At 70.0% G+C, this 24,099-nt stretch carries 17 protein-coding genes and 2 pseudogenes; 4 read left to right on the forward strand and 15 right to left on the reverse strand.

What is annotated here, in order from left to right; all coding sequences use genetic code 11:
• Positions 1–6 precede the first annotated feature (6 nt).
• The 4 genes from ACWBNA_RS14650 to ACWBNA_RS14665 all read left to right on the forward strand — a co-directional run bounded on the left by ACWBNA_RS14650 (position 7) and on the right by ACWBNA_RS14665 (position 5,957).
• Positions 7–1,353 carry an ABC transporter substrate-binding protein gene (locus ACWBNA_RS14650; RefSeq protein WP_482704759.1) on the forward strand — a complete coding sequence of 449 codons (1,347 nt, stop codon included), beginning with the start codon at positions 7–9 and terminating at the stop codon, positions 1,351–1,353.
• A complete protein-coding gene (locus ACWBNA_RS14655; protein ID WP_482704760.1) occupies positions 1,350–2,243 on the forward strand; it encodes an ABC transporter permease in 894 nt (297 codons plus the stop codon). The genes ACWBNA_RS14650 and ACWBNA_RS14655 overlap by 4 nt, the downstream gene beginning before the upstream one ends.
• A complete protein-coding gene (locus ACWBNA_RS14660) occupies positions 2,227–3,096 on the forward strand; it encodes an ABC transporter ATP-binding protein (protein ID WP_482704761.1) in 870 nt (289 codons plus the stop codon). Before ACWBNA_RS14655 ends, ACWBNA_RS14660 begins: the two co-directional genes overlap by 17 nt.
• Before the next feature lie 83 nt (positions 3,097–3,179).
• Positions 3,180–5,957, forward strand: a complete 2,778-nt coding sequence (locus tag ACWBNA_RS14665; protein ID WP_482704786.1) for a fumarate reductase/succinate dehydrogenase flavoprotein subunit — start codon at positions 3,180–3,182, stop codon at positions 5,955–5,957.
• A 47-nt stretch (positions 5,958–6,004) separates the two neighbouring features.
• On the opposite strand, the pseudogene ACWBNA_RS14670 reads toward ACWBNA_RS14665, so the two are convergent.
• The 15 genes and pseudogenes from ACWBNA_RS14670 to ACWBNA_RS14740 form a co-directional block, all read right to left on the reverse strand.
• Positions 6,005–6,607: pseudogene (locus tag ACWBNA_RS14670) on the reverse strand (HRDC domain-containing protein); the annotation flags it as partial.
• 29 nt (positions 6,608–6,636) lie between these two features.
• Positions 6,637–8,133, reverse strand: a pseudogene (recQ, locus tag ACWBNA_RS14675) (DNA helicase RecQ); the annotation flags it as partial.
• 291 nt (positions 8,134–8,424) lie between these two features.
• Positions 8,425–10,074 (reverse strand): NADH-quinone oxidoreductase subunit NuoN, encoded by a 1,650-nt coding sequence (gene nuoN, locus ACWBNA_RS14680; protein WP_482704762.1) that lies wholly within the window; start codon positions 10,072–10,074, stop codon positions 8,425–8,427.
• Positions 10,071–11,642, reverse strand: a complete 1,572-nt coding sequence (locus tag ACWBNA_RS14685; protein WP_482704763.1) for an NADH-quinone oxidoreductase subunit M — start codon at positions 11,640–11,642, stop codon at positions 10,071–10,073. The genes nuoN and ACWBNA_RS14685 overlap by 4 nt, the downstream gene beginning before the upstream one ends.
• Before the next feature lie 5 nt (positions 11,643–11,647).
• Positions 11,648–13,612: an NADH-quinone oxidoreductase subunit L gene (gene nuoL, locus ACWBNA_RS14690; RefSeq protein WP_482704764.1), complete on the reverse strand. Its 1,965-nt coding sequence runs from the start codon at positions 13,610–13,612 to the stop codon at positions 11,648–11,650.
• Positions 13,613–13,626: 14 nt separating this feature from the next.
• Positions 13,627–13,926, reverse strand: a complete 300-nt coding sequence (nuoK, locus tag ACWBNA_RS14695; protein ID WP_004927567.1) for an NADH-quinone oxidoreductase subunit NuoK — start codon at positions 13,924–13,926, stop codon at positions 13,627–13,629.
• Positions 13,923–14,765, reverse strand: coding sequence for an NADH-quinone oxidoreductase subunit J (locus ACWBNA_RS14700; RefSeq protein WP_482704765.1), 843 nt, complete (start codon positions 14,763–14,765; stop codon positions 13,923–13,925). The genes nuoK and ACWBNA_RS14700 overlap by 4 nt, the downstream gene beginning before the upstream one ends.
• Entirely contained in the window at positions 14,762–15,403 is a 642-nt protein-coding gene (nuoI, locus tag ACWBNA_RS14705) for an NADH-quinone oxidoreductase subunit NuoI (RefSeq protein WP_482704766.1), read from the reverse strand. Before nuoI ends, ACWBNA_RS14700 begins: the two co-directional genes overlap by 4 nt.
• Entirely contained in the window at positions 15,396–16,760 is a 1,365-nt protein-coding gene (gene nuoH, locus ACWBNA_RS14710; protein ID WP_482704767.1) for an NADH-quinone oxidoreductase subunit NuoH, read from the reverse strand. Before nuoH ends, nuoI begins: the two co-directional genes overlap by 8 nt.
• Positions 16,757–19,261, reverse strand: a complete 2,505-nt coding sequence (locus ACWBNA_RS14715; RefSeq protein ID WP_482704768.1) for an NADH-quinone oxidoreductase subunit G — start codon at positions 19,259–19,261, stop codon at positions 16,757–16,759. The genes nuoH and ACWBNA_RS14715 overlap by 4 nt, the downstream gene beginning before the upstream one ends.
• Positions 19,258–20,607, reverse strand: a complete 1,350-nt coding sequence (nuoF, locus tag ACWBNA_RS14720; protein WP_482704769.1) for an NADH-quinone oxidoreductase subunit NuoF — start codon at positions 20,605–20,607, stop codon at positions 19,258–19,260. Before nuoF ends, ACWBNA_RS14715 begins: the two co-directional genes overlap by 4 nt.
• A complete protein-coding gene (gene nuoE / locus ACWBNA_RS14725) occupies positions 20,604–21,476 on the reverse strand; it encodes an NADH-quinone oxidoreductase subunit NuoE (RefSeq protein ID WP_482704770.1) in 873 nt (290 codons plus the stop codon). Before nuoE ends, nuoF begins: the two co-directional genes overlap by 4 nt.
• Positions 21,473–22,795 carry an NADH-quinone oxidoreductase subunit D gene (locus ACWBNA_RS14730; RefSeq protein ID WP_482704771.1) on the reverse strand — a complete coding sequence of 441 codons (1,323 nt, stop codon included), beginning with the start codon at positions 22,793–22,795 and terminating at the stop codon, positions 21,473–21,475. The genes nuoE and ACWBNA_RS14730 overlap by 4 nt, the downstream gene beginning before the upstream one ends.
• Positions 22,792–23,547: an NADH-quinone oxidoreductase subunit C gene (locus ACWBNA_RS14735; RefSeq protein WP_482704772.1), complete on the reverse strand. Its 756-nt coding sequence runs from the start codon at positions 23,545–23,547 to the stop codon at positions 22,792–22,794. Before ACWBNA_RS14735 ends, ACWBNA_RS14730 begins: the two co-directional genes overlap by 4 nt.
• A complete protein-coding gene (locus ACWBNA_RS14740; RefSeq protein WP_018528252.1) occupies positions 23,544–24,098 on the reverse strand; it encodes a NuoB/complex I 20 kDa subunit family protein in 555 nt (184 codons plus the stop codon). Before ACWBNA_RS14740 ends, ACWBNA_RS14735 begins: the two co-directional genes overlap by 4 nt.
• Between the last annotated feature and the right edge of the window lies 1 nt (position 24,099).

Here is a 24,099-nt window from a genome sequence, read left to right on the forward strand (position 1 = left end):
ACTCCCATGAAACGCACCGCAGTCGCCACCACCGCCGCCGTCACGCTCCTCCTGCCCCTCACCGCCTGCGGCGGCAGTGCGGAGGCCGGCGACGGCTCGACGGTCACCGTCACCGTCGGCTACCAGTCCAAGACGATCAACACGGTCACGGCCGGCACCCTCCTCCGCTCCCTCGGCTCCTTCGAGAAGCAGCTCAACGCCCTGGGCGACGGCATCACCTACAAGGTGGACTGGCAGGACTACGCCACCGGCGCCCCCATCACCGCCCAGATGACCGCCGGGAAGATCGACATCGGCTCGATGGGCGACTTCCCGCTCCTCATCAACGCGGCCCGCGGCAAGCAGCTCGGCAAGCCCACCCACCTGGTGTCCGTCACCGGCTACAACCTCCGCGGCGGCCTCAACACGATCGTCACCTCCCCGGACTCGAAACTCACCTCACTCGAAGACCTCCGCGGCAAGAAGGTCTCCACCAGCGTCGGCTCGGCCGCCGACGGAACCCTCGTACGCGCCCTGCAACGCGCCGGCATCGACCCCGACCGGGGCGTCGAGAAGCTCAACCAGCAGCCCGCGGTGGGCGCTTCGGCCCTCTCCGCCGGCAGCGCGGACGCGCTCTCGCAGTTCGTCGCCTGGCCCGGCCTGCTGGCCTTCCAGGGCAAGGCGAAGGCCCTGTACGACGGCGCCCTCCTGAACCTCCCCACCTTCCACGGCGTCACCGCCCGCGAGGACTTCGCCAAGAAGCGTCCGGCGGTCCTGGAAGCCTTCCTCAAGGCCCAGGCGGAGGCGACCGACTATCTGAACGCCCACCCGGTGGCCGCCGCCGAGAAGGTCGCGAAGGCCACCGGCCTGCCCGCCGAGGTCGTCTACCTCTACAACGGCGCCCACGGCATCGCCACCTTCGACCCGGCGCTGAGGCCCCAACTGGTCTCCGCCCTCAAGCAGGACGTCTCGGTCCTCAAATCGGCGAAACTCACCGGCGACGTGGACGTGGACGCCTTCGTCGACGACCATTACGTCAAGAAGGCCCTGGGCCCGGCCTACGCGAAGCGCCTGGCCGCCACCCCCGCCCCGGCCGCGAGCGAGGTCTGGCCCGAGAACTCGACGCGGACCCGGACCTTCAAGTCCCCCGCCGAGCTGCTGCGTTACGTCGCCCGGCACCAGGCCGGCATCCGCGCCGCCTACGTCCCCGACGCCACCACCGGCACCCTCTGGTTCGCCGACCAGGCCGTCTGGGTGAGCGACGGCGACCAACTCCTCCCCTTCGTCGCACCGGCGACCGCGAAGGCGTACGTCGCCGACCACGGCGGCGCCCGCGTCATCCCGTACGCCGACGCACTGGAACGGGCGTCATGACCCGGACCGCGTCCTATCGCTATCCGAGGCGGGCGGGCCGGCTCGCGCTGCGGGTCGGTTCGCTGGCCGCGGCCCTCGGCCTCTGGCAGCTGCTGACCAGCCTGGACATCGACCTGTGGCTGCGCTTCTCGCAGTTCCCCACCGTCACCGACGTGGCCAGCGCCTTCGCCGGCCGGCTGTCCGGACCCGACTACTGGACCGACCTCACCGACAGCCTCACCCGCATCCTCACCGGCTTCCTGCTCGCCGCCGTCCTGGGCGTGGCGACGGGCGTGCTCGTGGCGCGTTCCCGTCTCGCCGAGGACCTGCTCGGCCCGGTGCTGGAGGTGATCCGCCCGGTCCCGGCCATCGCCCTCGTCCCCGTCGCGATCCTCCTCTTCCCCTCCAACGAACAGGGCATCGTCTTCATCACCTGCACCGCCGCCTTCTTCCCGGTCCTGGTCTCCACCCGGCACGCGGTCCGCGCCCTGATCCCGGTGTGGGAGGAAGCGGTGCTCACCATGGGCGGCGGCCGGTGGCGGATCCTCGGCTCGGTCGTGCTGCCCGGCGCGCTGCCCGGCATCTTCGGCGGACTGTCGGTCGGCATCGGCGTCTCGTGGATCTGTGTCATCTCCGCCGAGATGATCTCCGGCCAGTACGGCGTCGGCTACCGCACCTGGCAGGACTACACGGTCGTCGACTACCCGGGTGTGTTCGTCGGCATGGCCACCATCGGCATCCTCGGCTGGCTGACCTCCACCGCCGTGGAACTGCTCGGCCGCCGCCTCACCCGCTGGCTGCCCCGCACGTCGTACGTCCCCGGCCCCCGGGCCCTGACCCGCCGCCCCACCACGCCGGCCGCCCCTACCGTGCCCGTGACCGAGGAGGCACGCGATGAGCACCTCGTCTGAAACGTCCAGGTCCCACCCGCGCGACCGGCTCCTCACCGGTCCCGAGACGGGCGCCCTTTCGCCCGGTGTGGAGACCGGCGCCTCCGCGACAGAGGCGGGGGCCGGCACGTCCTCGGCCGTCCGCGGTATCCGCTTCGCCCTCCGGAACGCCACGCTCGGCCGCCCCGACGCCTCCGCGCTGACCGGCGTGTATTTGGACGTCGCCCCCGGCGAGATCCTCACCGTCGTCGGCCCCTCCGGCTGCGGCAAGTCGACGCTCCTGCGGACGCTGGCCGGCCTGCTGTCCCCGCTCGCCGGGGAGATCAGCCAGGACGACCACCCGCTGGTGGGCCCCTGCGCCGACCGCGCCCTGGTCTTCCAGGAGGACGCCCTCCTCCCCTGGCGCACCCTGCGCGCCAACGTCGAACTGCCGCTCGCCATCCAGGGGTTGCCGCGCAGGCAGCGCAGGGAGCAGGCAGACGCCTGGCTCGACCGCGTCCAACTCTCCGATCGGGCCCGCCAGTTGCCGCACCACGTCTCCGGCGGCCAACGCCAACGCGCGCAACTGGCCCGCGCCCTCGCCGCCCGCCCGCGTGCCGTCCTCATGGACGAACCCTTCGGCGCCCTCGACGCCCAGACCCGCGCCGGCATGCAGGACCTGCTCGTGGAGGTACTGCACGGCACGGGCGCGACCGTCGTCTTCGTCACCCACGACGTGGACGAGGCCCTGTTCCTCGGCGACCGCGTCGCCCTCCTCGGCTCCGGCCGGCTGACCGCCGTACGCGACGTACCGCGCCCCCGCGACCGCACCGCGCACGACGACCCGGCGCGCCTGGCGCTGCGGCGCGACGTCCTCACCTCCCTCAGCACGTGAAAGGCACCCGCGTGGACACCACCCCGGACACCCCCACGGCCGGCGCCACGGACAGCCCTGCCGACAGGCCTGCCGACGGCCCGCTGGCGATTCCCGCTCTCGGCGACGCCGAGGAACTGACCTGCGACGTCCTCGTCATCGGAGGCGGCACCGCCGGCACCATGGCCGCCCTGACCGCGGCCGAGCACGGCGCGAACGTGCTGCTCCTGGAGAAGGCCCACGTCCGGCACTCCGGCGCCCTCGCCATGGGCATGGACGGCGTCAACAACGCGGTCGTCCCCGGCCGCGCCGAACCCGACGACTACGTCGCCGAGATCACCCGCGCCAACGACGGCATCGTCGACCAGTCCACCGTCCGCCAGACCGCCACCCGCGGCTTCGCCATGGTCCAGCGCCTGGAGTCGTACGGCGTGAAGTTCGAGAAGGACGAGCACGGCGACTACGCGGTCCGCCAGGTCCACCGCTCCGGCTCCTACGTATTGCCGATGCCGGAGGGCAAGGACGTCAAGAAGGTCCTGTACCGGCAACTGCGGCGGCGTGAGATGCGGGAGAAGATCCGCATCGAGAACCGGGTGATGCCGGTGCGCGTGCTGACGGCCGAGGGCCGTGCCGTGGGAGCGGCCGGCTTCAACACCCGCACCGGACGTTTCGTCACCGTCCGCGCGGGCGCGGTGATCCTCGCCACCGGAGCCTGCGGCCGCCTCGGCCTGCCCGCCTCCGGCTACCTGTACGGCACGTACGAGAACCCCACCAACGCGGGCGACGGCTACGCGATGGCGTACCACGCGGGCGCCGAGCTCACCGGCATCGAGTGCTTCCAGATCAACCCGCTGATCAAGGACTACAACGGCCCGGCCTGCGCCTACGTCGCCAACCCCTTCGGCGGCTACCAGGTCAACCGGCACGGCGAACGCTTCGTCGACTCCGACTACTGGTCCGGCCAGATGATGGCGGAGTTCGCCGCGGAGGTCGCCTCCGACCGGGGCCCGGTGTACCTGAAGCTGAGCCACCTCCCGGAGGAGTCGGTCGCGGCCCTGGAGTCGATCCTCCACTCGACGGAGCGTCCGACCCGCGGCACCTTCCACTCCGGCCGCGGCCACGACTACCGCACCCACGACATCGAGATGCACATCTCCGAGATCGGCCTGTGCGGCGGCCACTCGGCCTCCGGCGTACGCGTCGACGAGCACGCCCGTACGACCGTCCCCCGCCTGTACGCCGCCGGTGACCTGGCCTGCGTCCCGCACAACTACATGATCGGCGCGTTCGTCTTCGGCGACCTGGCGGGCGCGGACGCGGCCCAGTACGCGCCGTACTCCGGCAAGCTTCCCCTCGATCAGCTCCAGGAGGCCCACGAGCTCGTCTACCGTCCGCTGCACAACCCGGACGGCCCGCCGCAGCCCCAGGTCGAGTACAAGCTGCGCCGCTTCGTGAACGACTACGTGGCTCCGCCGAAGTCCGGCGCCCGGCTCTCCCTGGCTCTGGAGGCGTTCGAGCGGATGCGTGCCGACATCGCCGAGATGGGTGCCCGCACCCCGCACGAGCTGATGCGCTGCGCCGAGGTCTCGTTCATCCGTGACTGCGCGGAGATGGCCGCGCGCGCCTCCCTGGCCCGCACGGAGTCCCGCTGGGGTCTCTACCACGACCGTCTCGACCACCCCCGTCGCGACGACGCGTCCTGGTTCCACCACCTCGATCTGCACAAGTCCCCCTCTGGTGCGATGGAGTTCACGGCTCGTCCCGTGGCTCCCTATCTGGTCCCGATAGAGGAGTTCAACCCGACCGGCGGTCCTTCCCGTCACCTCGGCGAGGTCCACCCGGAACAGGTGGCGACCGCCGGGGCGCGGCAGGTGGCTCCGGTGGCGGCCGGGGCCGAAGGAGCCGAGCCGGCAGGGAGGAGTGCCCCGGAGAATCCCGCCTCCCGCCCGGCCCACGAGCAGTCCTCGGCCCGTCTCGTGGAGCTCGTCGCCCTCGCCGAGGAGCAGCCCGAACTCGACGCTCTGCGGCCGTACCTGACCGACCCGGCGCCCGCCGTCCGACGCGAGGCGGTCGCCGTGCTGACGGAGGCGCTGCCGCCGGGAACGGGCCCCGCCCTCGCCGAGGCGCTCCGCGACACCGCCGCGCAGGTGCGCGCCGCCGCGGCGGCCTCGATGCGCGAACTCGTCGAGACCCTGCCTCCCGAACCGGCCCTGCGCGACGGCCTGGTCGCGGCCCTGGCAGAGCCCGACCCGGTCGTTCGTGCCGCTTCACTGGACGTCCTGCGTGCCCTGCTCCTGGGCGACGCCGCACTGTTCGCTGGCTCCTTGACGGACTCCGACGTCGCCGTCCGTATCGAGGCCGTGCGCGCGCTGGTGTCGGTCGACGCCGCCGAGGACCTCGCCCGAGCCGCGACCGCCGACCCGTCGCGCGAGGTCCGCGTCACGATCGCCAAGGGCCTGGCCACGGTGTCCGCGGGACGCCTGGTCCCGGCGGGTCCGGCCTCCGTCGGGCCCGAACCCGATCCCGTCCGGGCCGCCCTCACCGAACTCATCGACGACCCCGACGCCCTGGTGCGTGCGGCCGCCTACGGCGCGCTCGGCACCACCGGCTGCCCGGCACCGCTCGCCGATCGGGCCACGGCCGCCCTGTCGGATCCGGCGTGGCAGGTCCGGGCCGGCGCGGCCACCGCGCTGTCCGCCGCGGCTCCCGAGGTGGCCGTCCCCGCCCTCGCCAAGGCCCTCGCGGATCCCAACGCCGACGTCCGCAAGGCGGCGGTCCTCGCACTGACCCGGCAGGCGAGCGAGGACGCCCGCGCGGCCCTGGCCACGGCCACGACCGACTCCGACGCCGACGTCAGGGCGTACGCGGCCCGAGCCCTGTGACCGAGCCCCTGTGACCTTGCCGGATACGCCCTACCTCCGGTCGTCCCTCATATCCAGTCGTCCGGTTCCGGCTCGGCATCCATCTCGGGCCAGTCGTCCGCGCCCGGGTCCGCCTCCTGCTGCGGGCCCGGCGCCGCGCCTGTGGGAGACCCGTCCAGGCCGGCGAGCACCCCGACCACGCCCTCCCCGTAGGTCACCAGCTTCTTCTCGCCGACGCCGCCGATCCCGCCGAGCTGTGCCACGGAAGTGGGCCAGACCGTCACGATCTCTCGAAGCGTCGCGTCGTGGAAGATGACGTACGCCGGAACCCCCTGCTCACGAGCCTGTTCGGCCCGCCACGCCCGCAGCGCCTCGAACGCCGGCACCAGCGCCTCGGGCAGCTCGGCCGCCGCGGCCTTGGCCTTGCGCTCTCCCCGCCCGGAGCCCGACGAACCCGAGGCCGTGCGCGCGGTCACCGCCTTCTTCGGCTCCTTCCGCAGCGGCACCTCCCGCTCCCGCCGCAGCACCGCCCCGCTCGCCTCGGTCAGCACCAACGTGCCGTAGTCCCCCTCGACCGCGAGCAGTCCCTGCGCCAGCAACTGCCGTACGACGCCCCGCCACTCCCCCTCGGAGAGGTCCTCCCCGATGCCGAACACGGACAGCTGGTCGTGNTCGCCTCGGTCAGCACCAACGTGCCGTAGTCCCCCTCGACCGCGAGCAGTCCCTGCGCCAGCAACTGCCGTACGACGCCCCGCCACTCCCCCTCGGAGAGGTCCTCCCCGATGCCGAACACGGACAGCTGGTCGTGGTCGAACTGGATGACCTTGGCCGAGCGCTTGCCCATCAGGATGTCGACGATCTGCACCGCGCCGAACTTCTGCCCACGCTCGCGCTGCAGCCGTACCACCGTGGACAGCACCTTCTGGGCCGCGACCGTGCCGTCCCAGGTCTCCGGCGGGGTGAGGCAGGTGTCGCAGTTGCCGCAGCCCACCGGGTCGGGGTCCTGGCCGAAGTAGGCGAGGAGCTGCCCGCGGCGGCACTGGACCGTCTCGCACAACGCCAGCATCGAGTCCAGGTGGGCGGCGGCCCGGCGCCGGAACGCCTCGTCGCCCTCGCTGGACTGGATCATCTTGCGCTGCTGTATGACGTCGTTGAGGCCGTACGCCATCCAGGCCGTGGACGGCAGTCCGTCACGGCCGGCGCGGCCCGTCTCCTGGTAGTAGCCCTCGACCGACTTGGGCAGGTCGAGGTGGGCGACGAAGCGGACGTCCGGCTTGTCGATGCCCATGCCGAAGGCGATGGTCGCGACCACGATCAGGCCGTCCTCCCGCAGGAAGCGGGACTGATGGGCGGCGCGGGTGCCCGCGTCCAGACCGGCGTGGTACGGCACCGCCTCGATGCCGTTGCGCGACAGGAACTCCGCCGTCGTGTCCACCGACCGGCGCGACAGGCAGTACACGATGCCCGCGTCACCCGCGTGCTCCTCGCGCAGGAAGCCCAGGAGCTGCTTCTTGGGATCGGCCTTGGGCACGATCCGGTACTGGATGTTGGGCCGGTCGAAGCTCGCCACGAAGTGGCGGGCCGTCGGCATGTTCAGCCGCTGGGTGATCTCCCGGTGCGTCGCGTCCGTGGCCGTCGCCGTGAGCGCGATCCGCGGGACGTCCGGCCAGCGCTCGCCGAGCAGCGACAGGGACAGGTAGTCGGGGCGGAAGTCGTGGCCCCACTGGGACACACAGTGCGCCTCGTCGATGGCGAAGACCGAGATCTTGCCGCGCGAGAGCAGGTCCAGGGTCGACTCCAGTCGCAGCCGCTCCGGCGCCAGGTACAGCAGGTCCAGCTCGCCGGCCAGGTACTCGGCCTCCACCACCCGCCGCTCGTCGAAATCCTGCGTGGAGTTCATGAACCCGGCGCGCACGCCGAGCGCCCGCAGCGCGTCCACCTGGTCCTGCATCAGCGCGATGAGCGGCGAGATCACGATGCCCGTGCCGGGTCTGACCAGGGATGGGATCTGGTAGCACAGCGACTTGCCGCCGCCGGTCGGCATCAGGACGACGGCGTCCCCGCCGGCCACCACGTGCTCGATGACCTCTTCCTGCGCGCCGCGGAAGGTCTCGTACCCGAAGACGCGGTGCAGCGTGGCCAGCGCCTCGCTGTCGATCGTCCCTGCCATCTCGGTGATCCCGCCCGTCCCGCTCATTGCCGTGTCCCCCGTACGTCGTCCCTCGACCACTGCCTCAACGATAGGGGTCCGGACTGACACCGCCGGAGTTATCCACAGGCCGGTTCGGCGACACTCCGTACTCAGCCCGATGGCCTGCGTCACATGGCGCGCCCACGACGGCCGGAACATGCTGCTCGGGCGGGGCGGGGGAGGCCCGCTTTGACGTGCACGGCCACCTGAGCGCACCGCACGCGCACGGGCCCCGGCTCCCATGAGGGAAACCGGGGCCCACCGCTCGAACACCGCAGGTCAGCGCATCTGTCGCGGTCAGCGCACGAACACTCCCGCCTGGTTCGCCAGGTCCAGGAAGTACTGCGGGGCCACACCGAGCACCAGCGTGACCGCCACGCCGACCCCGATCGTGGTCGTCGTCAGCAGCGACGGCACGGCCACGGTCGGGCCGTCGGGCTGCGGCTCGCTGAAGAACATCAGCACGATGACGCGGATGTAGAAGAAGGCCGCGATCGCGGACGAGATCACACCGACCACGACCAGCGGGGCCGCGCCGCCCTCCGCCGCCGCCTTGAAGACGGCGAACTTCCCGGCGAAGCCGGAGGTGAGCGGGATGCCCGCGAAGGCCAGCAGGAACACCGCGAACACGGCCGCCACCAGGGGTGACCTGCGTCCGAGCCCGGCCCACTTGGACAGGTGCGTCGCCTCGCCACCGGCGTCGCGCACGAGGGTGACCACCGCGAAGGCGCCAATCGTCACGAACGAGTACGCGGCCAGGTAGAAGAGGACCGAGGAGACCCCGTCCGGGGTGGTGGCGATGACACCCGCGAGGATGAATCCCGCGTGCGCGATGGACGAGTACGCCAGCAGGCGCTTGATGTCGGTCTGTGTGATCGCGACGATCGCACCGCCGAGCATGGTGACGATCGCGACGCCCCACATGACCGGCCGCCAGTCCCAGCGCAGGCCGGGCAGGATGACGTACAGGACGCGGAGCAGCGCGCCGAACGCCGCCACCTTGGTCGCCGCGGCCATGAATCCGGTCACCGGCGTGGGCGCGCCCTGGTAGACGTCGGGCGTCCACATGTGGAACGGCACCGCGCCGACCTTGAACAGCAGGCCCATGACGAGCATCGAGGCGCCGATGAGCAGCAGCGCGTCGTTGCCCATGGTGTCCGCGAGCGCCGGATTGACGGTCTGGATCTGGCCGTCGACGACCTGCGCGATCGTCGCGTAGGACATCGAGCCCGCGTAGCCGTACAGCAGTGCGATGCCGAACAGCGTGAACGCGGAGGCGAACGCGCCGAGCAGGAAGTACTTGACCGCCGCCTCCTGCGACAGGAGCCGCTTGCGGCGGGCCAGCGCGCACAGCAGGTACAGCGGGAGCGAGAAGACTTCCAGGGCCACGAAGAGCGTCAGCAGGTCGTTGGCCGAGGGGAAGATCAGCATGCCGGCGACGGCGAACAGCAGCAGCGGGAACACCTCGGTGGTGGTGAACCCGGCTTTCACCGCGGCCTTTTCACTGTCGCTGCCCGGCACCGAGGCGGCCTGCGCGGCGAAGGAGTCGACGCGGTTGCCGTGCGCCTCCGGATCGAGCCGCCGCTCGGCGAAGGTGAACAGGCCGACCAGGGCCGCCAGCAGGATCGTGCCCTGCAGGAAGAGGGCCGGTCCGTCGACGGCGATCGCGCCCATCGCCGCGATGCGCGCCTTGGTCGTGCCGTATCCGTCCGCGGCGAGCGCGACGACCGCGGCGAAGGCGGCGACCAGCGCGACGACGGACACGAACATCTGGACGTAGTAGCGGGACTTGCGCGGGACGAACGCCTCGACCAGAACCCCGACGATCGCCGCGCCGACGACGATCAAGGTGGGCGACAGTTGTCCGTATTCGAACGTCGGCGCGTCGATCTTGGTGATCGGCTCGACCGCGGTTGTCCACAGGCTGTGGACGGCTGTTGCGCTCACTTGGCCGCCTCCACCTCGGGCTGGGGGTCCTTCTTGTCCACGTCGGACATGGTCTGCTTGACCGCCGGGTTCACGATGTCGGTGACGGGTTTCGGATAGACGCCCAGGAAGATCAGCAGGACGACCAGTGGGGCGACCACCACGACCTCCCGGATCCTGAGGTCGGGCATCGCCGCGACCTCGGGTTTCACCGGGCCCGTCATCGTCCTCTGGTAGAGGACGAGGGTGTAGAGCGCGGCGAGCACGATGCCGAAGGTGGCGATGATCCCGATCACCGGGTAGCGCGCGAAGGTGCCGACCAGGACGAGGAATTCACTCACGAACGGCGCGAGCCCCGGCAGCGACAGGGTCGCCAGACCGCCGATCAGGAAGGTGCCGGCGAGCACCGGAGCGACCTTCTGCACTCCGCCGTAGTCGGCGATGAGCCGCGAGCCGCGCCGCGAGATCAGGAAGCCGGCCACCAGCATGAGCGCGGCGGTCGAGATGCCGTGGTTGACCATGTAGAGCGTCGCGCCCGACTGGCCCTGGCTGGTCATCGCGAAGATGCCCATGATGATGAAGCCGAAGTGCGAGATCGACGCGTACGCCACCAGCCGCTTGATGTCCCGCTGGCCGACGGCGAGCAGCGCCCCGTAGATGATGCTGATCACGGCGAGGACGAGGATGACGGGCGTCGCCCACTTCGACGCCTCCGGGAACAGCTGGAGGCAGAAGCGGAGCATCGCGAAGGTGCCCACCTTGTCGACGACCGCGGTGATGAGGACGGCGACCGGGGCGGTGGCCTCCCCCATCGCGTTGGGCAGCCAGGTGTGCAGCGGCCACAGGGGCGCCTTCACCGCGAAGGCGAAGAAGAAGCCCAGGAACAGCCAGCGTTCGGTGTTGGTCGCCATGTCCAGCGAACCGTTGGCGCGCGCCTCGGCGATCTCCTGGAGGCTGAAGTTCCCGGCGACCACGTACAGGCCGATCACCGCGGCCAGCATGATCAGACCGCCGACCAGGTTGTAGAGGAGGAACTTCACGGCGGCGTACGAGCGTTGGGTCGCCGCGTTCTCGTCCGAGCCGGCGTGGGCACGGTCTCCGAAGCCGCCGATGAGGAAGTACATCGGGATCAGCATGGCTTCGAAGAAGATGTAGAAGAGGAAGACGTCGGTGGCCTCGAAGGAGATGATCACCATCGCCTCGACGGCCAGGATCAGGGCGAAGAAGCCCTGAGTGGGCCGCCAGCGCTTGTTGCCGGTCTCCAGCGGGTCGGCGTCGTGCCAGCCGGCGAGGATGATGAACGGCATCAGCAGTGCCGTCAGCGCGATCAGCGCCACCGCGATGCCGTCCACGCCCAACTCGTACCTGACGCCGAAGTCCGCGATCCAGGCGTGGGACTCGGTGAGTTGGTAGCGGTCGCCGCCCGGGTCGAAGCGCACCAGGACCGTGATCGCGAGGGCGAGTGTGGCGAGCGAGACGAGCAGCGCCAGCCACTTGGCGGCGGTGCGCCGCGCGGCGGGCACGGCGGCCGTGGCGACCGCCCCGACCGCCGGTAGCAGCGCCGTCGCTGTCAGCAGGGGAAAGGACATCGGTATCAGACCGCCCTCATCAGCAGGGTCGCGGCGACGAGGACCGCCGCACCGCCGAACATCGAGACCGCGTACGACCGCGCGAAGCCGTTCTGCAGCTTGCGCAACCGCCCGGAGAGGCCACCCATCGAGGCCGCCGTGCCGTTGACGACGCCGTCGACCAGGGTGTGGTCGACGTACACCAGAGAGCGCGTGAGGTGCTCGCCGCCGCGGACCAGGACCACGTGGTTGAAGTCGTCCTGCAGCAGGTCGCGCCGGGCGGCCCGGGTGAGCAGCGACCCGCGCGGGGCGATGACCGGGACCGGACGGCGCCCGTACTGGCCCCAGGCGATCGCCACGCCGACGACCAGCACCACCATCGTGGCGAGGGTCACCGTCAGCGCGCTGACCGGCGAGTGTCCGTGGTCGTGGCCGGTGACGGGCTCCAGCCAGTGCAGGAAGCGGTCGCCGATGCTGAAGAAGCCACCCGCGAACACCGATCCGAAGGCCAGCACGATCATGGGGATCGTCATCGACCTGGGCGACTCGTGCGGGTGCGGTTCCGTGTGCTCGCCGCGGTGCTCGGCGGCTGGCTCCACGCTCGGCTCGGCCGGGGACGGCGCCGGGGTGTGACGCCAGCGCTCCTCTCCGAAGAACGTCATCAGCATCACGCGCGTCATGTAGTACGCCGTGATGGCCGCGCCCAGCAGGGCGCAACCGCCGAGGATCCAGCCCTCGGTGCCGCCCTTGGCGAAGGCCGCCTCGATGATCTTGTCCTTGGAGAAGAAGCCTGACAGGCCCGGGAAGCCGATGATGGCGAGGTAGCCGAGGCCGAACGTGATGAAGGTGACCGGCATGTACTTCCTGAGGCCGCCGTACTTCCTCATGTCGACCTCGTCGTTCATGCCGTGCATGACCGAACCGGCGCCGAGGAACAGCCCGGCCTTGAAGAAGCCGTGCGTCACCAGGTGCATGATCGCGAAGACGTAGCCGATGGGGCCGAGGCCCGCGGCGAGGACCATGTAGCCGATCTGCGACATGGTCGAGCCGGCCAGCGCCTTCTTGATGTCGTCCTTCGCGCAACCGACGATCGCACCGAACAGGAGCGTGACGGCACCGACGATGGTGACCACCAGCTGCGCGTCGGGCGCCGCGTTGAAGATGGCCCCGGAACGGACGATCAGGTAGACACCCGCGGTCACCATCGTCGCGGCGTGGATGAGGGCCGAGACCGGGGTCGGGCCCTCCATCGCGTCCCCGAGCCAGGACTGCAGCGGCACCTGGGCGGACTTGCCGCAGGCGGCCAGCAGCAGCATCAGCGCGATGCCGGTGAGCGTGGCCTCGGAGGCGTCACCGACGAGCCCGGGCTCCTCCTGGGTACCGAGCACCGGGCCGAAGGCGAAGGTTCCGAAGGTCGTGAACATCAGCATGATCGCGATCGACAGGCCCACGTCGCCGACACGGTTGACCAGGAAGGCCTTCTTCGCGGCGGTGGCGGCGCTGGGCTTGTGCTGCCAGAAGCCGATCAGCAGGTACGACGCCAGACCGACGCCCTCCCAGCCGACGTACAGCAGGAGGTAGTTGTCGGCGAGGACGAGCAGCAGCATCGCCGCGAGGAACAGGTTCAGGTAGCCGAAGAAGCGGCGGCGCCGCTCGTCGTGCTCCATGTACCCGACCGAGTACAGGTGGATCAGCGAGCCGACACCGGTGATCAACAGGACGAACGTCATCGACAACTGGTCCAGCTGGAAGGCGACGTCCGCCTGGAATCCCTCGACCGGCACCCAGCTGAACAGGTGCTGGGTCAGTGTCCGGTGTTCGGGGTCCTTGCCGAGCAGGTCGACGAAGAGGATCGCACCGAACACGAAGGACGCGGCGGCCAGGGCCGTGCCGATCCAGTGGCCGACGGCGTCCAGTCGCCGGCCGCCGCACAGCAGGACCGCCGCTCCGAGCAGAGGCGCCGCGATCAGCAGCGCAATCAGGTTCTCCACGATTCAGCGACCCCTTACAGCTTCATCAGGCTGGCGTCGTCGACCGAGGCCGAGTGGCGGGAACGGAACAGCGACACGATGATCGCGAGCCCGACCACGACCTCCGCGGCGGCGACGACCATCGTGAAGAAGGCGATGATCTGGCCGTCGAGGTTGCCGTGCATCCGGGAGAAGGCGACGAACGCGAGGTTGCAGGCGTTGAGCATCAGCTCGACGCACATGAAGACCACGATCGCGTTGCGCCTGATCAGCACGCCGGTGGCGCCGATCGTGAACAACAGGGCGGCGAGATAGAGGTAGTTGACGGGGTTCACTTCGACGCCTCCTCGGCCCGCTTGAGGTTCGCCTGCTCGATCCCGGTGCGCTCCAGGCGCTCCTCGGCGCGCTGTTCCAGGGCCCGCAGGTCGTTGAGCGCCTCCTGCGACACGTCACGGATCTGTCCGCGTTCCCGCAGCGTCTTGCTGACGGTGAGGTCGGACGGGGTGCCGTCGGGCAGCAGGCCCGCGATGTCCACGGCGTTGTGCCGGGCGTACACGCCGGGGGCCGGCAGCGGCGGCAGGTGCTTGCCCTCGCGGACGCGCTCCTCGGACAGCTCGCGCTGGGTCTTGGCCCGCTCGGTGCGCTCGCGGTGGGTGAGCACCATGGCGCCGACGGCGGCGGTGATGAGCAGGGCGCCGGTGATCTCGAAGGCGAAGACGTACTTCGTGAAGATGAGGGCTGCCAGGCCCTCCACGTTGCCGCCCGCGTTCGCCTGCGCGAGGCCGTTGAACTCGTTCAGGGAGGCGTTCCCGATGCCCGCGAACAGCAGGACCCCGAAGCCGAGACCGCACACAAGGGCCAGCCAGCGCTGACCCTTGATGGTCTCCTTCAGGGAGTCCGCCGCGGTGACGCCGACGAGCATCACCACGAACAGGAACAGCATCATGATCGCGCCGGTGTAGACGACGATCTGCACGACGCCCAGGAAGTAGGCCCCGTTGGCGAGGTAGAACACCGCCAGGATGATCATGGTTCCGGCGAGACAGAGCGCGCTGTGCACGGCCCGCTTCATGAAGACGGTGCACAGGGCGCCGATCACGGCGACGGTCCCGAGGACCCAGAACTGGAAGGCCTCACCCGTGGAGGTGGAGTAGGCGGCGAGTTGCGCGCTCATCGGCCGACCACCTTTTCCGAGGTCGGCTCGTCCTCGCCGAAGGTCGACGCGGCCTCCTGCGGAACCTCGCCCTTGGAGAGAGCGACCTGCTGCACCGTGCCCGGCGCGGCCTCCGTCACCAGACCCCGGTAGTAGTCCTGCTCGTCCGTCCCCGGGAAGATCGAGTGCGGACTGTCGACCATCCCCTCTTCGAGGCCGGCGAGCAGTTGCTCCTTGGTGTAGATGAGGTTGGCGCGGCTGGAGTCGGCGAGCTCGAACTCGTTCGTCATCGTCAACGCGCGCGTGGGGCACGCCTCGATGCACAGGCCGCACAGGATGCAGCGGGCGTAGTTGATCTGGTAGACGCGGCCGTACCGCTCGCCCGGCGAGTAGCGCTCCTCGTCCGTGTTGTCGGCGCCCTCCACGTAGATGGCGTCGGCGGGACAGGCCCAGGCGCACAGTTCGCAGCCGACACACTTCTCCAGGCCGTCCGGATGGCGGTTGAGCTGATGCCGTCCGTGGAACCGGGGGGCAGTGGTCTTCTGCTGCTCCGGGTACTGCTCGGTCAGCCGCTTCTTGAACATGGCCTTGAAGGTCACACCGAAGCCGGCCACGGGGTTCTGGAAACCGGGTTTGGTCTCCTTCGGCTCCTCAGCCATCGGACGCCTCCTTTCCATCCGAAGATCCGTCACTCGCAGTATCCGGTCCACCACTGACAATCAACTCCCGCTCGCGGTGCGAGCGGCGCCGCGGCACGGGCAGGAGCTCCTGTCCCGGCAGCGGAGGTACGGGGAACCCGCCCGCCATCGGGTCGAAGCCGACCGGTTCCTCGGCGGGCCGCTCGGCCTCCTTCGCCTTCTCGCGGAACATGTCGAAGACGAACGAGAGCAGCAGCAGGACGAGGACGCCGCCGCCGATGTAGAGGGCGATGTCGGCGAAGTCGTAGTTCTCGTTCCTGAGGGTCCGCACGGTGGCCACGAGCATCAGCCAGACCAGCGAGACCGGGATGAGGACCTTCCAGCCGAGCTTCATCAGCTGGTCGTAGCGGACACGGGGGAGCGTGCCGCGCAGCCAGATGAAGAAGAACAAGAGCAGCTGCACCTTGATCACGAACCAGAGCATCGGCCACCAGCCGTGGTTCGCGCCCTCCCAGAAGGTGCTGACCGGCCACGGGGCCCGCCAGCCGCCCAGGAAGAGCGTCACCGACACGGCCGAGACCGTCACCATGTTCACGTACTCGGCGAGCATGAACATCGCGAACTTGATCGACGAGTACTCGGTGTTGAAGCCGCCCACCAGGTCGCCCTCGGACTCCGGCATGTCGAAGGGGGCGCGGTTGGTCTCGCCCACCATCGTCACGATGTAGATCAGGAAGGAGACCGGCAGCAGGACGATGTACCAGCGATCGTGCTGCTGCTCGACGATCGTCGACGTGGACATCGAGCCCGAGTAGAGGAACACCGAGGCGAACGCGGCGCCCATGGCGATCTCGTACGAGATCATCTGCGCGCAGGAGCGCAGGCCGCCGAGGAGCGGATAGGTGGATCCGGAACTCCAGCCCGCGAGGACGATGCCGTAGATGCCGACCGAGGCGACCGCGAGGATGTAGAGCATCGCGATCGGCAGGTCGGTGAGCTGCATCGCGGTGCGGTGCCCGAAGATCGAGATCTCGTTGCCGGCCGGGCCGAAGGGGATGACCGCGATCGCCATGAAGGCCGGGATGGCCGCGACGATCGGCGCGAGGACGTAGACCACCTTGTCCGCGCGCTTGACGATGACGTCTTCCTTGAGCATCAGCTTCATGCCGTCGGCGAGCGACTGGAGCATGCCCCAGGGGCCGTGCCGGTTGGGGCCGATGCGCAGCTGCATCCAGGCGACGACCTTGCGCTCCCACACGATGGAGAAGAGCACGGTCAGCATCAGGAAGGCGAAGCAGAACACCGCCTTGACGACGACCAGCCACCAGGGATCGGTGCCGAACATCGAGAGGTCTTCAGCGGCGAGGTACGGGCTCATGCCTCCACCTCCTGGGGGGCTTCGGCGGCGGGCTTCGCCGGGCCGATGCGGACGAGTGAGCCGGGCAGCGCCCCGGTGTCGGAGGCGACGCCCCCGCCCGAGGAGTTCAGCGGGAGCCACACCACCCGGTCGGGCATCTCGGTGACCCGGAGCGGGAATTCGGCCGTCCCGGCGGTTCCGGTCACGGCGAGCAGATCGCCGTCCTTCACGCCCGCCTCGGCGGCCGTGGCGGGCGACACGCGCGCGTGCACCGCGTGCCGCGTCCCGGCGAGCGCCTCGTCGCCCTCCTGGAGGACGCCCTGGTCGAGCAGCAGCCGGTGTCCGGCGAGTACGGCCTCCCCGGCGGCCGGCCGTGGCAACCGCGCGGCACTCTCCAGGGGTTCGGTGGCCCGGGGTCCGTCCCAGGCCCCGAGCCGGTCCAGCTCCGCGCGCACGGTGCGCAGGTCCGGCAGACCCAGGTGTACGTCCATGGCGTCGGCCAGCATCTGCAGCACGCGCGCGTCGGTGGGAGCCAGGCGGCGGGTCATCTGGTCGGGCTTGAGCGCGGCCTCGAAGAAGCGCACCCGGCCCTCCCAGTTGAGGAACGTACCGGCCTTCTCGGCGACCGCCGCCACCGGCAGGACCACGTCCGCCAGTTCGGTGACCTCGCCGGGCCGCAGTTCCAGCGACACCAGGAAGCCGACCTCGCGCAGCGCCTCACGCGCGCGTGCCGGGTCGGGCAGATCGGCGACCTCGACGCCCGCGACCACCAGCGCCTGGAGTTCACCGCCCGCGGCGGCCTCGACGATCTGGCCGGTGTCACGCCCGTAGCGGTGCGGGAGTTCGGCAAGGCCCCAGGCCGCGGCGACCTCGTCCCGCGCGCGCGGGTCGGTGGCCGGACGGCCACCCGGCAGCAGCGTGGGCAGCGCGCCCGCCTCGATGGCACCGCGTTCCCCGGACCGGCGCGGGATCCACACCAGCTGGGCACCGGTCGCTGAGGCGGCCCGTGCGGCGGCGGTCAGCCCGCCCGCCACGGCGGCCAGCCGCTCGCCCACGGCGATCACCGCGCCCTCGGTGCGCAGCGCCTCCGAGGCCCTCGCACCGTCGTCCTCCAGGCCGGCCCCGCTCGCGAGCGCGTCCAGCCACTCGGTCTCGGTGCCGGGAGCGGCGGGCAGGAGCGTGCCGCCCGCCTTCTCCAGGCCGCGCGTCGCGTGCGTGGCGAGGGAGAACACCTTCTGCCCGTGCTTGCGCCAGGCCTTGCGCAGCCGGAGGAAGACGCCGGGCGCTTCCTCCTCGGCCTCGAACCCGACCAGCACAACGGCGGGCGCCTTCTCCAGAGCGGTGTACGTGACGCCCGTACCGTCGAGGTCCCGTCCCCGCCCGGCGACCCGGGCGGCCAGGAAGTCGGCCTCCTCACCGCTGTGCACGCGTGCGCGGAAGTCGATGTCGTTGGTGTCGAGCGCGACGCGCGCGAACTTGCTGTACGCGTAGGCGTCCTCGATAGTGAGCCGGCCGCCGGTCAGGACACCGGTCCGGCCCCGTGAGGCGAGCAGCCCCTGGGCGGCGATCTGCAGCGCCTCCGGCCAGGACGCCGGCACCAGGTCGCCTTCGGCGTTGCGCACCAGCGGGTGCTGGAGCCGGTCCCGCTGTTGCGCGTACCGGAACGCGAACCGGCCCTTGTCGCAGATCCACTCCTCGTTGACCTCGGGGTCCTCGGCCGCGAGTCGCCGCATGACCTTGCCGCGCCGGTGGTCGGTGCGGGTCGCGCAACCGCCGGAGCAGTGCTCGCAGACCGACGGCGAGGAGACGAGGTCGAAGGGGCGGGAGCGGAATCGGTACGCCGCAGAGGTGAGGGCGCCGACCGGGCAGATCTGGATGGTGTTGCCGGAGAAGTACGACTCGAAGGGGTCGCCCTCACCGGTGCCGACCTGCTGGAGCGCGCCCCGCTCGATCAGTTCGATCATCGGGTCGCCCGCGACCTGGTTGGAGAACCGGGTGCAGCGGGCGCACAGCACGCACCGTTCGCGGTCGAGCAGCACCTGCGTGGAGATCGGCACGGGCTTCTCGTACGTCCGCTTCTTTCCCTCGAAGCGGGACTCGGACTGGCCGTGCGACATGGCCTGGTTCTGCAGGGGGCACTCGCCGCCCTTGTCGCAGACCGGGCAGTCCAGCGGGTGGTTGATGAGGAGCAGCTCCATCACACCGTGCTGTGCCTTCTCGGCGACCGGCGAGGTGAGGTGCGTCTTCACCACCATCCCGTCGGTGCACGTGATGGTGCAGGACGCCATGGGCTTGCGCTGGCCCTCGACCTCGACGATGCACTGGCGACAGGCGCCGGCCGGGTCGAGGAGGGGGTGGTCGCAGAACCGGGGGATCTCGATGCCGAGTTGCTCGGCGGCCCGGATGACCAGGGTGCCCTTGGGCACGCTGATCTCCACGCCGTCGATCGTCAGCGACACGAGGTCCTCCGGCGGGACCGCCGCCTCTCCCCCGCCGGCGGGAGCGTTGGTGGTCACAGTCATGCGTTCACCTCCGTGCGGTCGGCCCAGGCCGTCGACTTGGCCGGGTCGAAGGGGCAGCCGCGGCCCGTGATGTGCTGCTCGTACTCCTCACGGAAGTACTTGAGCGAGGAGAAGATCGGCGAGGCCGCGCCGTCGCCGAGGGCGCAGAAGGACTTGCCGTTGATGTTGTCGGCGATGTCGTTCAGCTTGTCGAGGTCGGACATGACGCCCTTGCCGGCCTCGATGTCGCGCAGCAACTGCACGAGCCAGTAGGTACCTTCGCGGCACGGCGTGCACTTGCCGCAGGACTCGTGGGCGTAGAACTCGGTCCAGCGGGTCACGGCACGCACGACGCAGGTCGTCTCGTCGAAGCACTGCAGAGCTTTTGTGCCGAGCATGGAACCCGCGGCGCCCACTCCTTCGTAATCAAGAGGGACGTCGAGGTGCTCCTCGGTGAACATCGGCGTCGAGGACCCGCCGGGTGTCCAGAACTTGAGCCGGTGCCCGGCTCGCATGCCGCCGCTCATCTCGAGGAGCTGGCGGAGTGTGATGCCGAGCGGGGCCTCGTACTGACCGGGACTGGTGACATGGCCGCTGAGCGAGTAGAGCGTGAAGCCCGGGGACTTCTCGCTGCCCATCGACCTGAACCATTCCTTTCCTTTTTGCAGAATCGCGGGAACCGACGCGATCGACTCGACGTTGTTCACAACAGTCGGGCACGCGTAGAGGCCCGCGACGGCGGGGAAAGGGGGACGGAGCCGCGGTTGACCCCGGCGGCCTTCGAGCGAGTCGAGCAGTGCGGTCTCCTCACCGCAGATGTACGCGCCGGCGCCCGCGTGCACGGTGAGCTGGAGGTCGAGTCCGCTGCCCAGGATGTTCTCGCCCAGGTAGCCCGCCGTGTAGGCCTCACGCACGGCCTCGTGCAACCGTCGCAATACAGGGACGACTTCACCGCGCAGATAGATGAAGGCATGCGAAGACCTGATGGCATAACACGCGATGACAATGCCCTCGATGAGGCTATGCGGGTTCGCGAAGAGGAGCGGAATGTCCTTGCACGTTCCGGGCTCCGACTCGTCGGCGTTGACAACTAGATAGTGCGGCTTTCCATCCCCCTGGGGAATGAACTGCCATTTCATTCCCGTGGGGAATCCCGCACCGCCGCGGCCGCGCAGACCGGAGTCCTTGACGTACGCGATCAGGTCGTCCGGTGACATGGCCAGCGCCTTGCGGAGTCCCTCGTATCCCTCGTGCCTTCGGTAGACGTCCAGCGTCCAGGACTTGTCCTCGTCCCAGAAGGCCGACAGCACGGGTGCGAGCAGCTTCTCGGGGCTGGTGTCTTTGATCTCGGGTGCCAAGGTCATCACTCCCCCTCCTCGGCGGTAGGCCCTGCCGGGTGGGCCGGGTCGGAGGCCGACGTGTCCTGCGGCGCGTCGTGTGAGCTCAGGTGCTCTGTCGGTGACGGGTGGTGCACCGCCTTGTCCTGCGGCTCCTTGTGCGGTCCGCCGTCGCGCGGATGGACCACGCGTGCGGGTGCGGCCTCTCCCCTTGCCAGGCGAAGGCCCACCAGCGAAGCGGGTCCCGCGCCGCCGCTCGCCTCGACGGCCCCGGGCCGCTCGTCGGGGAAGCCCGCCAGGATCCGGGCCGTCTCCTTGAAGGTGCACAGTGGCGCCCCGCGCGTGGGCTCGACCGGCCGTCCCTCGATCAGGTCGTCGACGAGGCGTTTGGCGCTCGCCGGGGTCTGGTTGTCGAAGAACTCCCAGTTGACCATCACGACGGGCGCGAAGTCGCAGGCCGCGTTGCACTCGATGTGTTCCAGGGTGACCTTGCCGTCCTCGGTGGTCCCGCCGTTGCCGACACCCAGGTGCTCCTGGAGGGACTCGAAGATCGCGTCGCCGCCCATCACCGCGCACAGGGTGTTGGTGCAGACGCCGACCTGGTAGTCACCGCTCGGCCGGCGCCGGTACATGGTGTAGAAGGTGGCGACCGCGGTCACCTCGGCGGTGGTCAGGTCCAGGACGTCCGCGCAGAACTTCATCCCGGTGCGCGTGACGTGGCCCTCCTCCGACTGCACGAGGTGCAGCAACGGCAGCAGGGCGGAGCGGGAGTCCGGGTAGCGGGCGATGATCTCGCGCGCGTCCGTCTCCAGCCTTGCTCGGACGTCGTCCGGGTACGCGGGCGCGGGCAGCTCGGGCATGCCCAGGCTGACGCCCCGCTCCGAAGAAGAGGTGGTCACCGGTCGACGCCTCCCATCACGGGGTCGATGGACGCGACGGCGACGATGACGTCGGCGACCTGGCCGCCCTCGCACATCGCCGCCATGGCCTGCAGGTTGGTGAAGGACGGGTCCCGGAAGTGGACCCGGTAGGGGCGGGTGCCTCCGTCGGAAACGGCGTGCACCCCGAGTTCGCCCTTGGGCGACTCGACGGCCACGTACGCCTGTCCCGGCGGGACCCGGAAGCCCTCGGTGACCAGCTTGAAGTGGTGGATCAGGGCCTCCATGGACGTGCCCATGATCTTCTTGATGTGGTCGAGGGAGTTGCCGAGCCCGTCCGGTCCCAGGGCGAGCTGGGCGGGCCAGGCGATCTTCTTGTCGGCGACCATGACCGGACCGGGCTGCAGCCGGTCCAGGCACTGCTCGACGATCCTGAGGGACTGGCGCATCTCCTCCAGCCGGATCAGGAAGCGGCCGTAGGAGTCGCAGGTGTCGGCGGTGGGGATGTCGAAGTCGAACGTCTCGTAGCCGCAGTACGGCTGCGCCTTGCGCAGGTCGTGCGGCAGGCCGGTCGAGCGCAGGATCGGGCCGGTGGCGCCGAGGGCCATGCAGCCGGCCAGGTCGAGATAGCCGACGTCCTGCATGCGGGCCTTGAAGATGGGGTTCCCGGTGGCGAGCTTGTCGTACTCCGGGAGGTTCTTCTTCATCTTCTTCACGAACTCGCGGATGTGGTCCACCGCGCCGGGCGGCAGGTCCTGGGCGAGTCCGCCGGGGCGGATGTACGCGTGGTTCATCCGAAGGCCCGTGATGAGCTCGTAGATGTCGAGAATCATTTCACGATCACGGAATCCGTAGATCATGATCGTGGTCGCGCCGAGTTCCATGCCGCCGGTGGCGATGCACACCAGGTGCGAGGACAGCCGGTTCAGCTCCATCAGGAGCACCCGGATGAGGGTGGCGCGGTCGGTGATCTGGTCCTCGATGCCGAGGAGCTTCTCGACGGCGAGACAGTAGGCGGTCTCGTTGAAGAAGCTCGTCAGGTAGTCCATGCGCGTCACGAACGTGGTGCCCTGCGTCCACGTGCGGAACTCGGTGTTCTTCTCGATGCCGGTGTGGAGGTAGCCGATGCCGCAGCGGGCCTCGGTCACCGTCTCGCCGTCGATCTCCAGGATGAGGCGGAGCACGCCGTGCGTGGAGGGGTGCTGGGGGCCCATGTTGACGACGATGCGCTCGTCGTCGGCGCGGGCCGCGGACTGGACGACCTCGTCCCAGTCGCCGCCGGTGACCGTGTATACGGTGCCCTCTGTGGTCTCCCGGGGGGAGGCATGCGAAGTGCTCACGAGTACGACCTCCGCTGGTCCGGAGCCGGGATCTGGGCGCCCTTGTACTCGACGGGGACGCCGCCGAGGGGGTAGTCCTTGCGCTGCGGGTGGCCCTGCCAGTCGTCCGGCATCATGATCCGCGTCAGGGCCGGGTGACCGTCGAAGACGATGCCGAAGAAGTCGTAGGTCTCGCGCTCGTGCCAGTCGTTGGTCGGATAGACCGGGACCAGGGACGGGATGTGCCGGTCGGTGTCCGGAGCGCTGACTTCGAGGCGGATCAGCCGGTTGTGGGTGATCGAGCGCAGGTGGTAGACGGCGTGCAGCTCACGGCCCTTGTCGTGCGGGTAGTGGACCCCGCTCACGCCGGTGCACAGTTCGAAGCGCAGGGCCGGGTCGTCGCGCAGGGTGCGGGCGACGCGCGGCAGGTGCTCGCGTTCGATGTGGAAGGTGAGTTCGCCGCGGTCGACGACCGTCTTCTCGATCGCGTTGCCGGGGAGGAGACCCTGCTCCTCCAGCGCGCCCTCGAGTTCGTCGGCGACCTCGTCGAACCAGCCGCCGTACGGCCGGCCGGCCGGGCCCGGGAGCCGGACCGAGCGGACCAGGCCGCCGTAGCCGGAGGTGTCGCCGCCGTTGCTGGCGCCGAACATGCCGCGCTGGACGCGGATCTCCTCGCCGCCCTCGCCGCGCCGGCCGGGGAGGTTGGAGGCGCCGAGGTCCTTTTCGGGGTTCACCCCGTTCGACGCCCCGTTGGTGCCGTTCGCGTCGCTCACCGCAGCAGCCCCTTCATCTCGATCGTCGGCAGGGCCTTGAGCGCCGCTTCCTCCGCCTCACGGGCCGCCTCCTCGGCGTTCACGCCGAGCTTGGAGGACTGGATCTTCTGATGGAGCTTGAGGATGGCGTCCATCAGCATCTCGGGCCGTGGCGGGCAGCCGGGCAGATAGATGTCGACCGGGACGATGTGGTCGACGCCCTGGACGATGGCGTAGTTGTTGAACATGCCGCCCGAGGAGGCGCAGACCCCCATGGAGATCACCCACTTCGGGTTCGGCATCTGGTCGTAGACCTGCCGGAGCACCGGCGCCATCTTCTGGCTGACCCGGCCGGCGACGATCATCAGGTCGGCCTGGCGCGGCGAACCGCGGAAGACCTCCATGCCGAAGCGCGCCAGGTCGTAGCGGCCGGCGCCGGTGGTCATCATCTCGATGGCACAGCAGGCGAGGCCGAAGGTGGCGGGGAAGACGGACGACTTGCGCACCCAGCCCGCGGCCTGCTCGACGGTGGTCAGCAGGAAACCGCTCGGCAGCTTTTCTTCGAGTCCCATG

The organism is Streptomyces sp. Q2, from assembly GCF_056820935.1.

Bases quoted from the DNA above. Each gene is read 5' to 3' on its own strand.
- ACWBNA_RS14650 (WP_482704759.1), top strand. From the start codon at position 7: ATGAAACGCACCGCAGTCGCCACCACCGCCGCCGTCACGCTCCTCCTG.
- ACWBNA_RS14655 (WP_482704760.1), top strand. From the start codon at position 1,350: ATGACCCGGACCGCGTCCTATCGCTATCCGAGGCGGGCGGGCCGGCTC.
- ACWBNA_RS14660 (WP_482704761.1), top strand. From the start codon at position 2,227: ATGAGCACCTCGTCTGAAACGTCCAGGTCCCACCCGCGCGACCGGCTC.
- ACWBNA_RS14685 (WP_482704763.1), bottom strand. From the start codon at position 11,642: ATGTCCTTTCCCCTGCTGACAGCGACGGCGCTGCTACCGGCGGTCGGG.
- ACWBNA_RS14700 (WP_482704765.1), bottom strand. From the start codon at position 14,765: ATGAGCGCGCAACTCGCCGCCTACTCCACCTCCACGGGTGAGGCCTTC.
- nuoI (WP_482704766.1), bottom strand. From the start codon at position 15,403: ATGGCTGAGGAGCCGAAGGAGACCAAACCCGGTTTCCAGAACCCCGTG.
- nuoH (WP_482704767.1), bottom strand. From the start codon at position 16,760: ATGAGCCCGTACCTCGCCGCTGAAGACCTCTCGATGTTCGGCACCGAT.
- ACWBNA_RS14715 (WP_482704768.1), bottom strand. From the start codon at position 19,261: ATGACTGTGACCACCAACGCTCCCGCCGGCGGGGGAGAGGCGGCGGTC.
- ACWBNA_RS14740 (WP_018528252.1), bottom strand. From the start codon at position 24,098: ATGGGACTCGAAGAAAAGCTGCCGAGCGGTTTCCTGCTGACCACCGTC.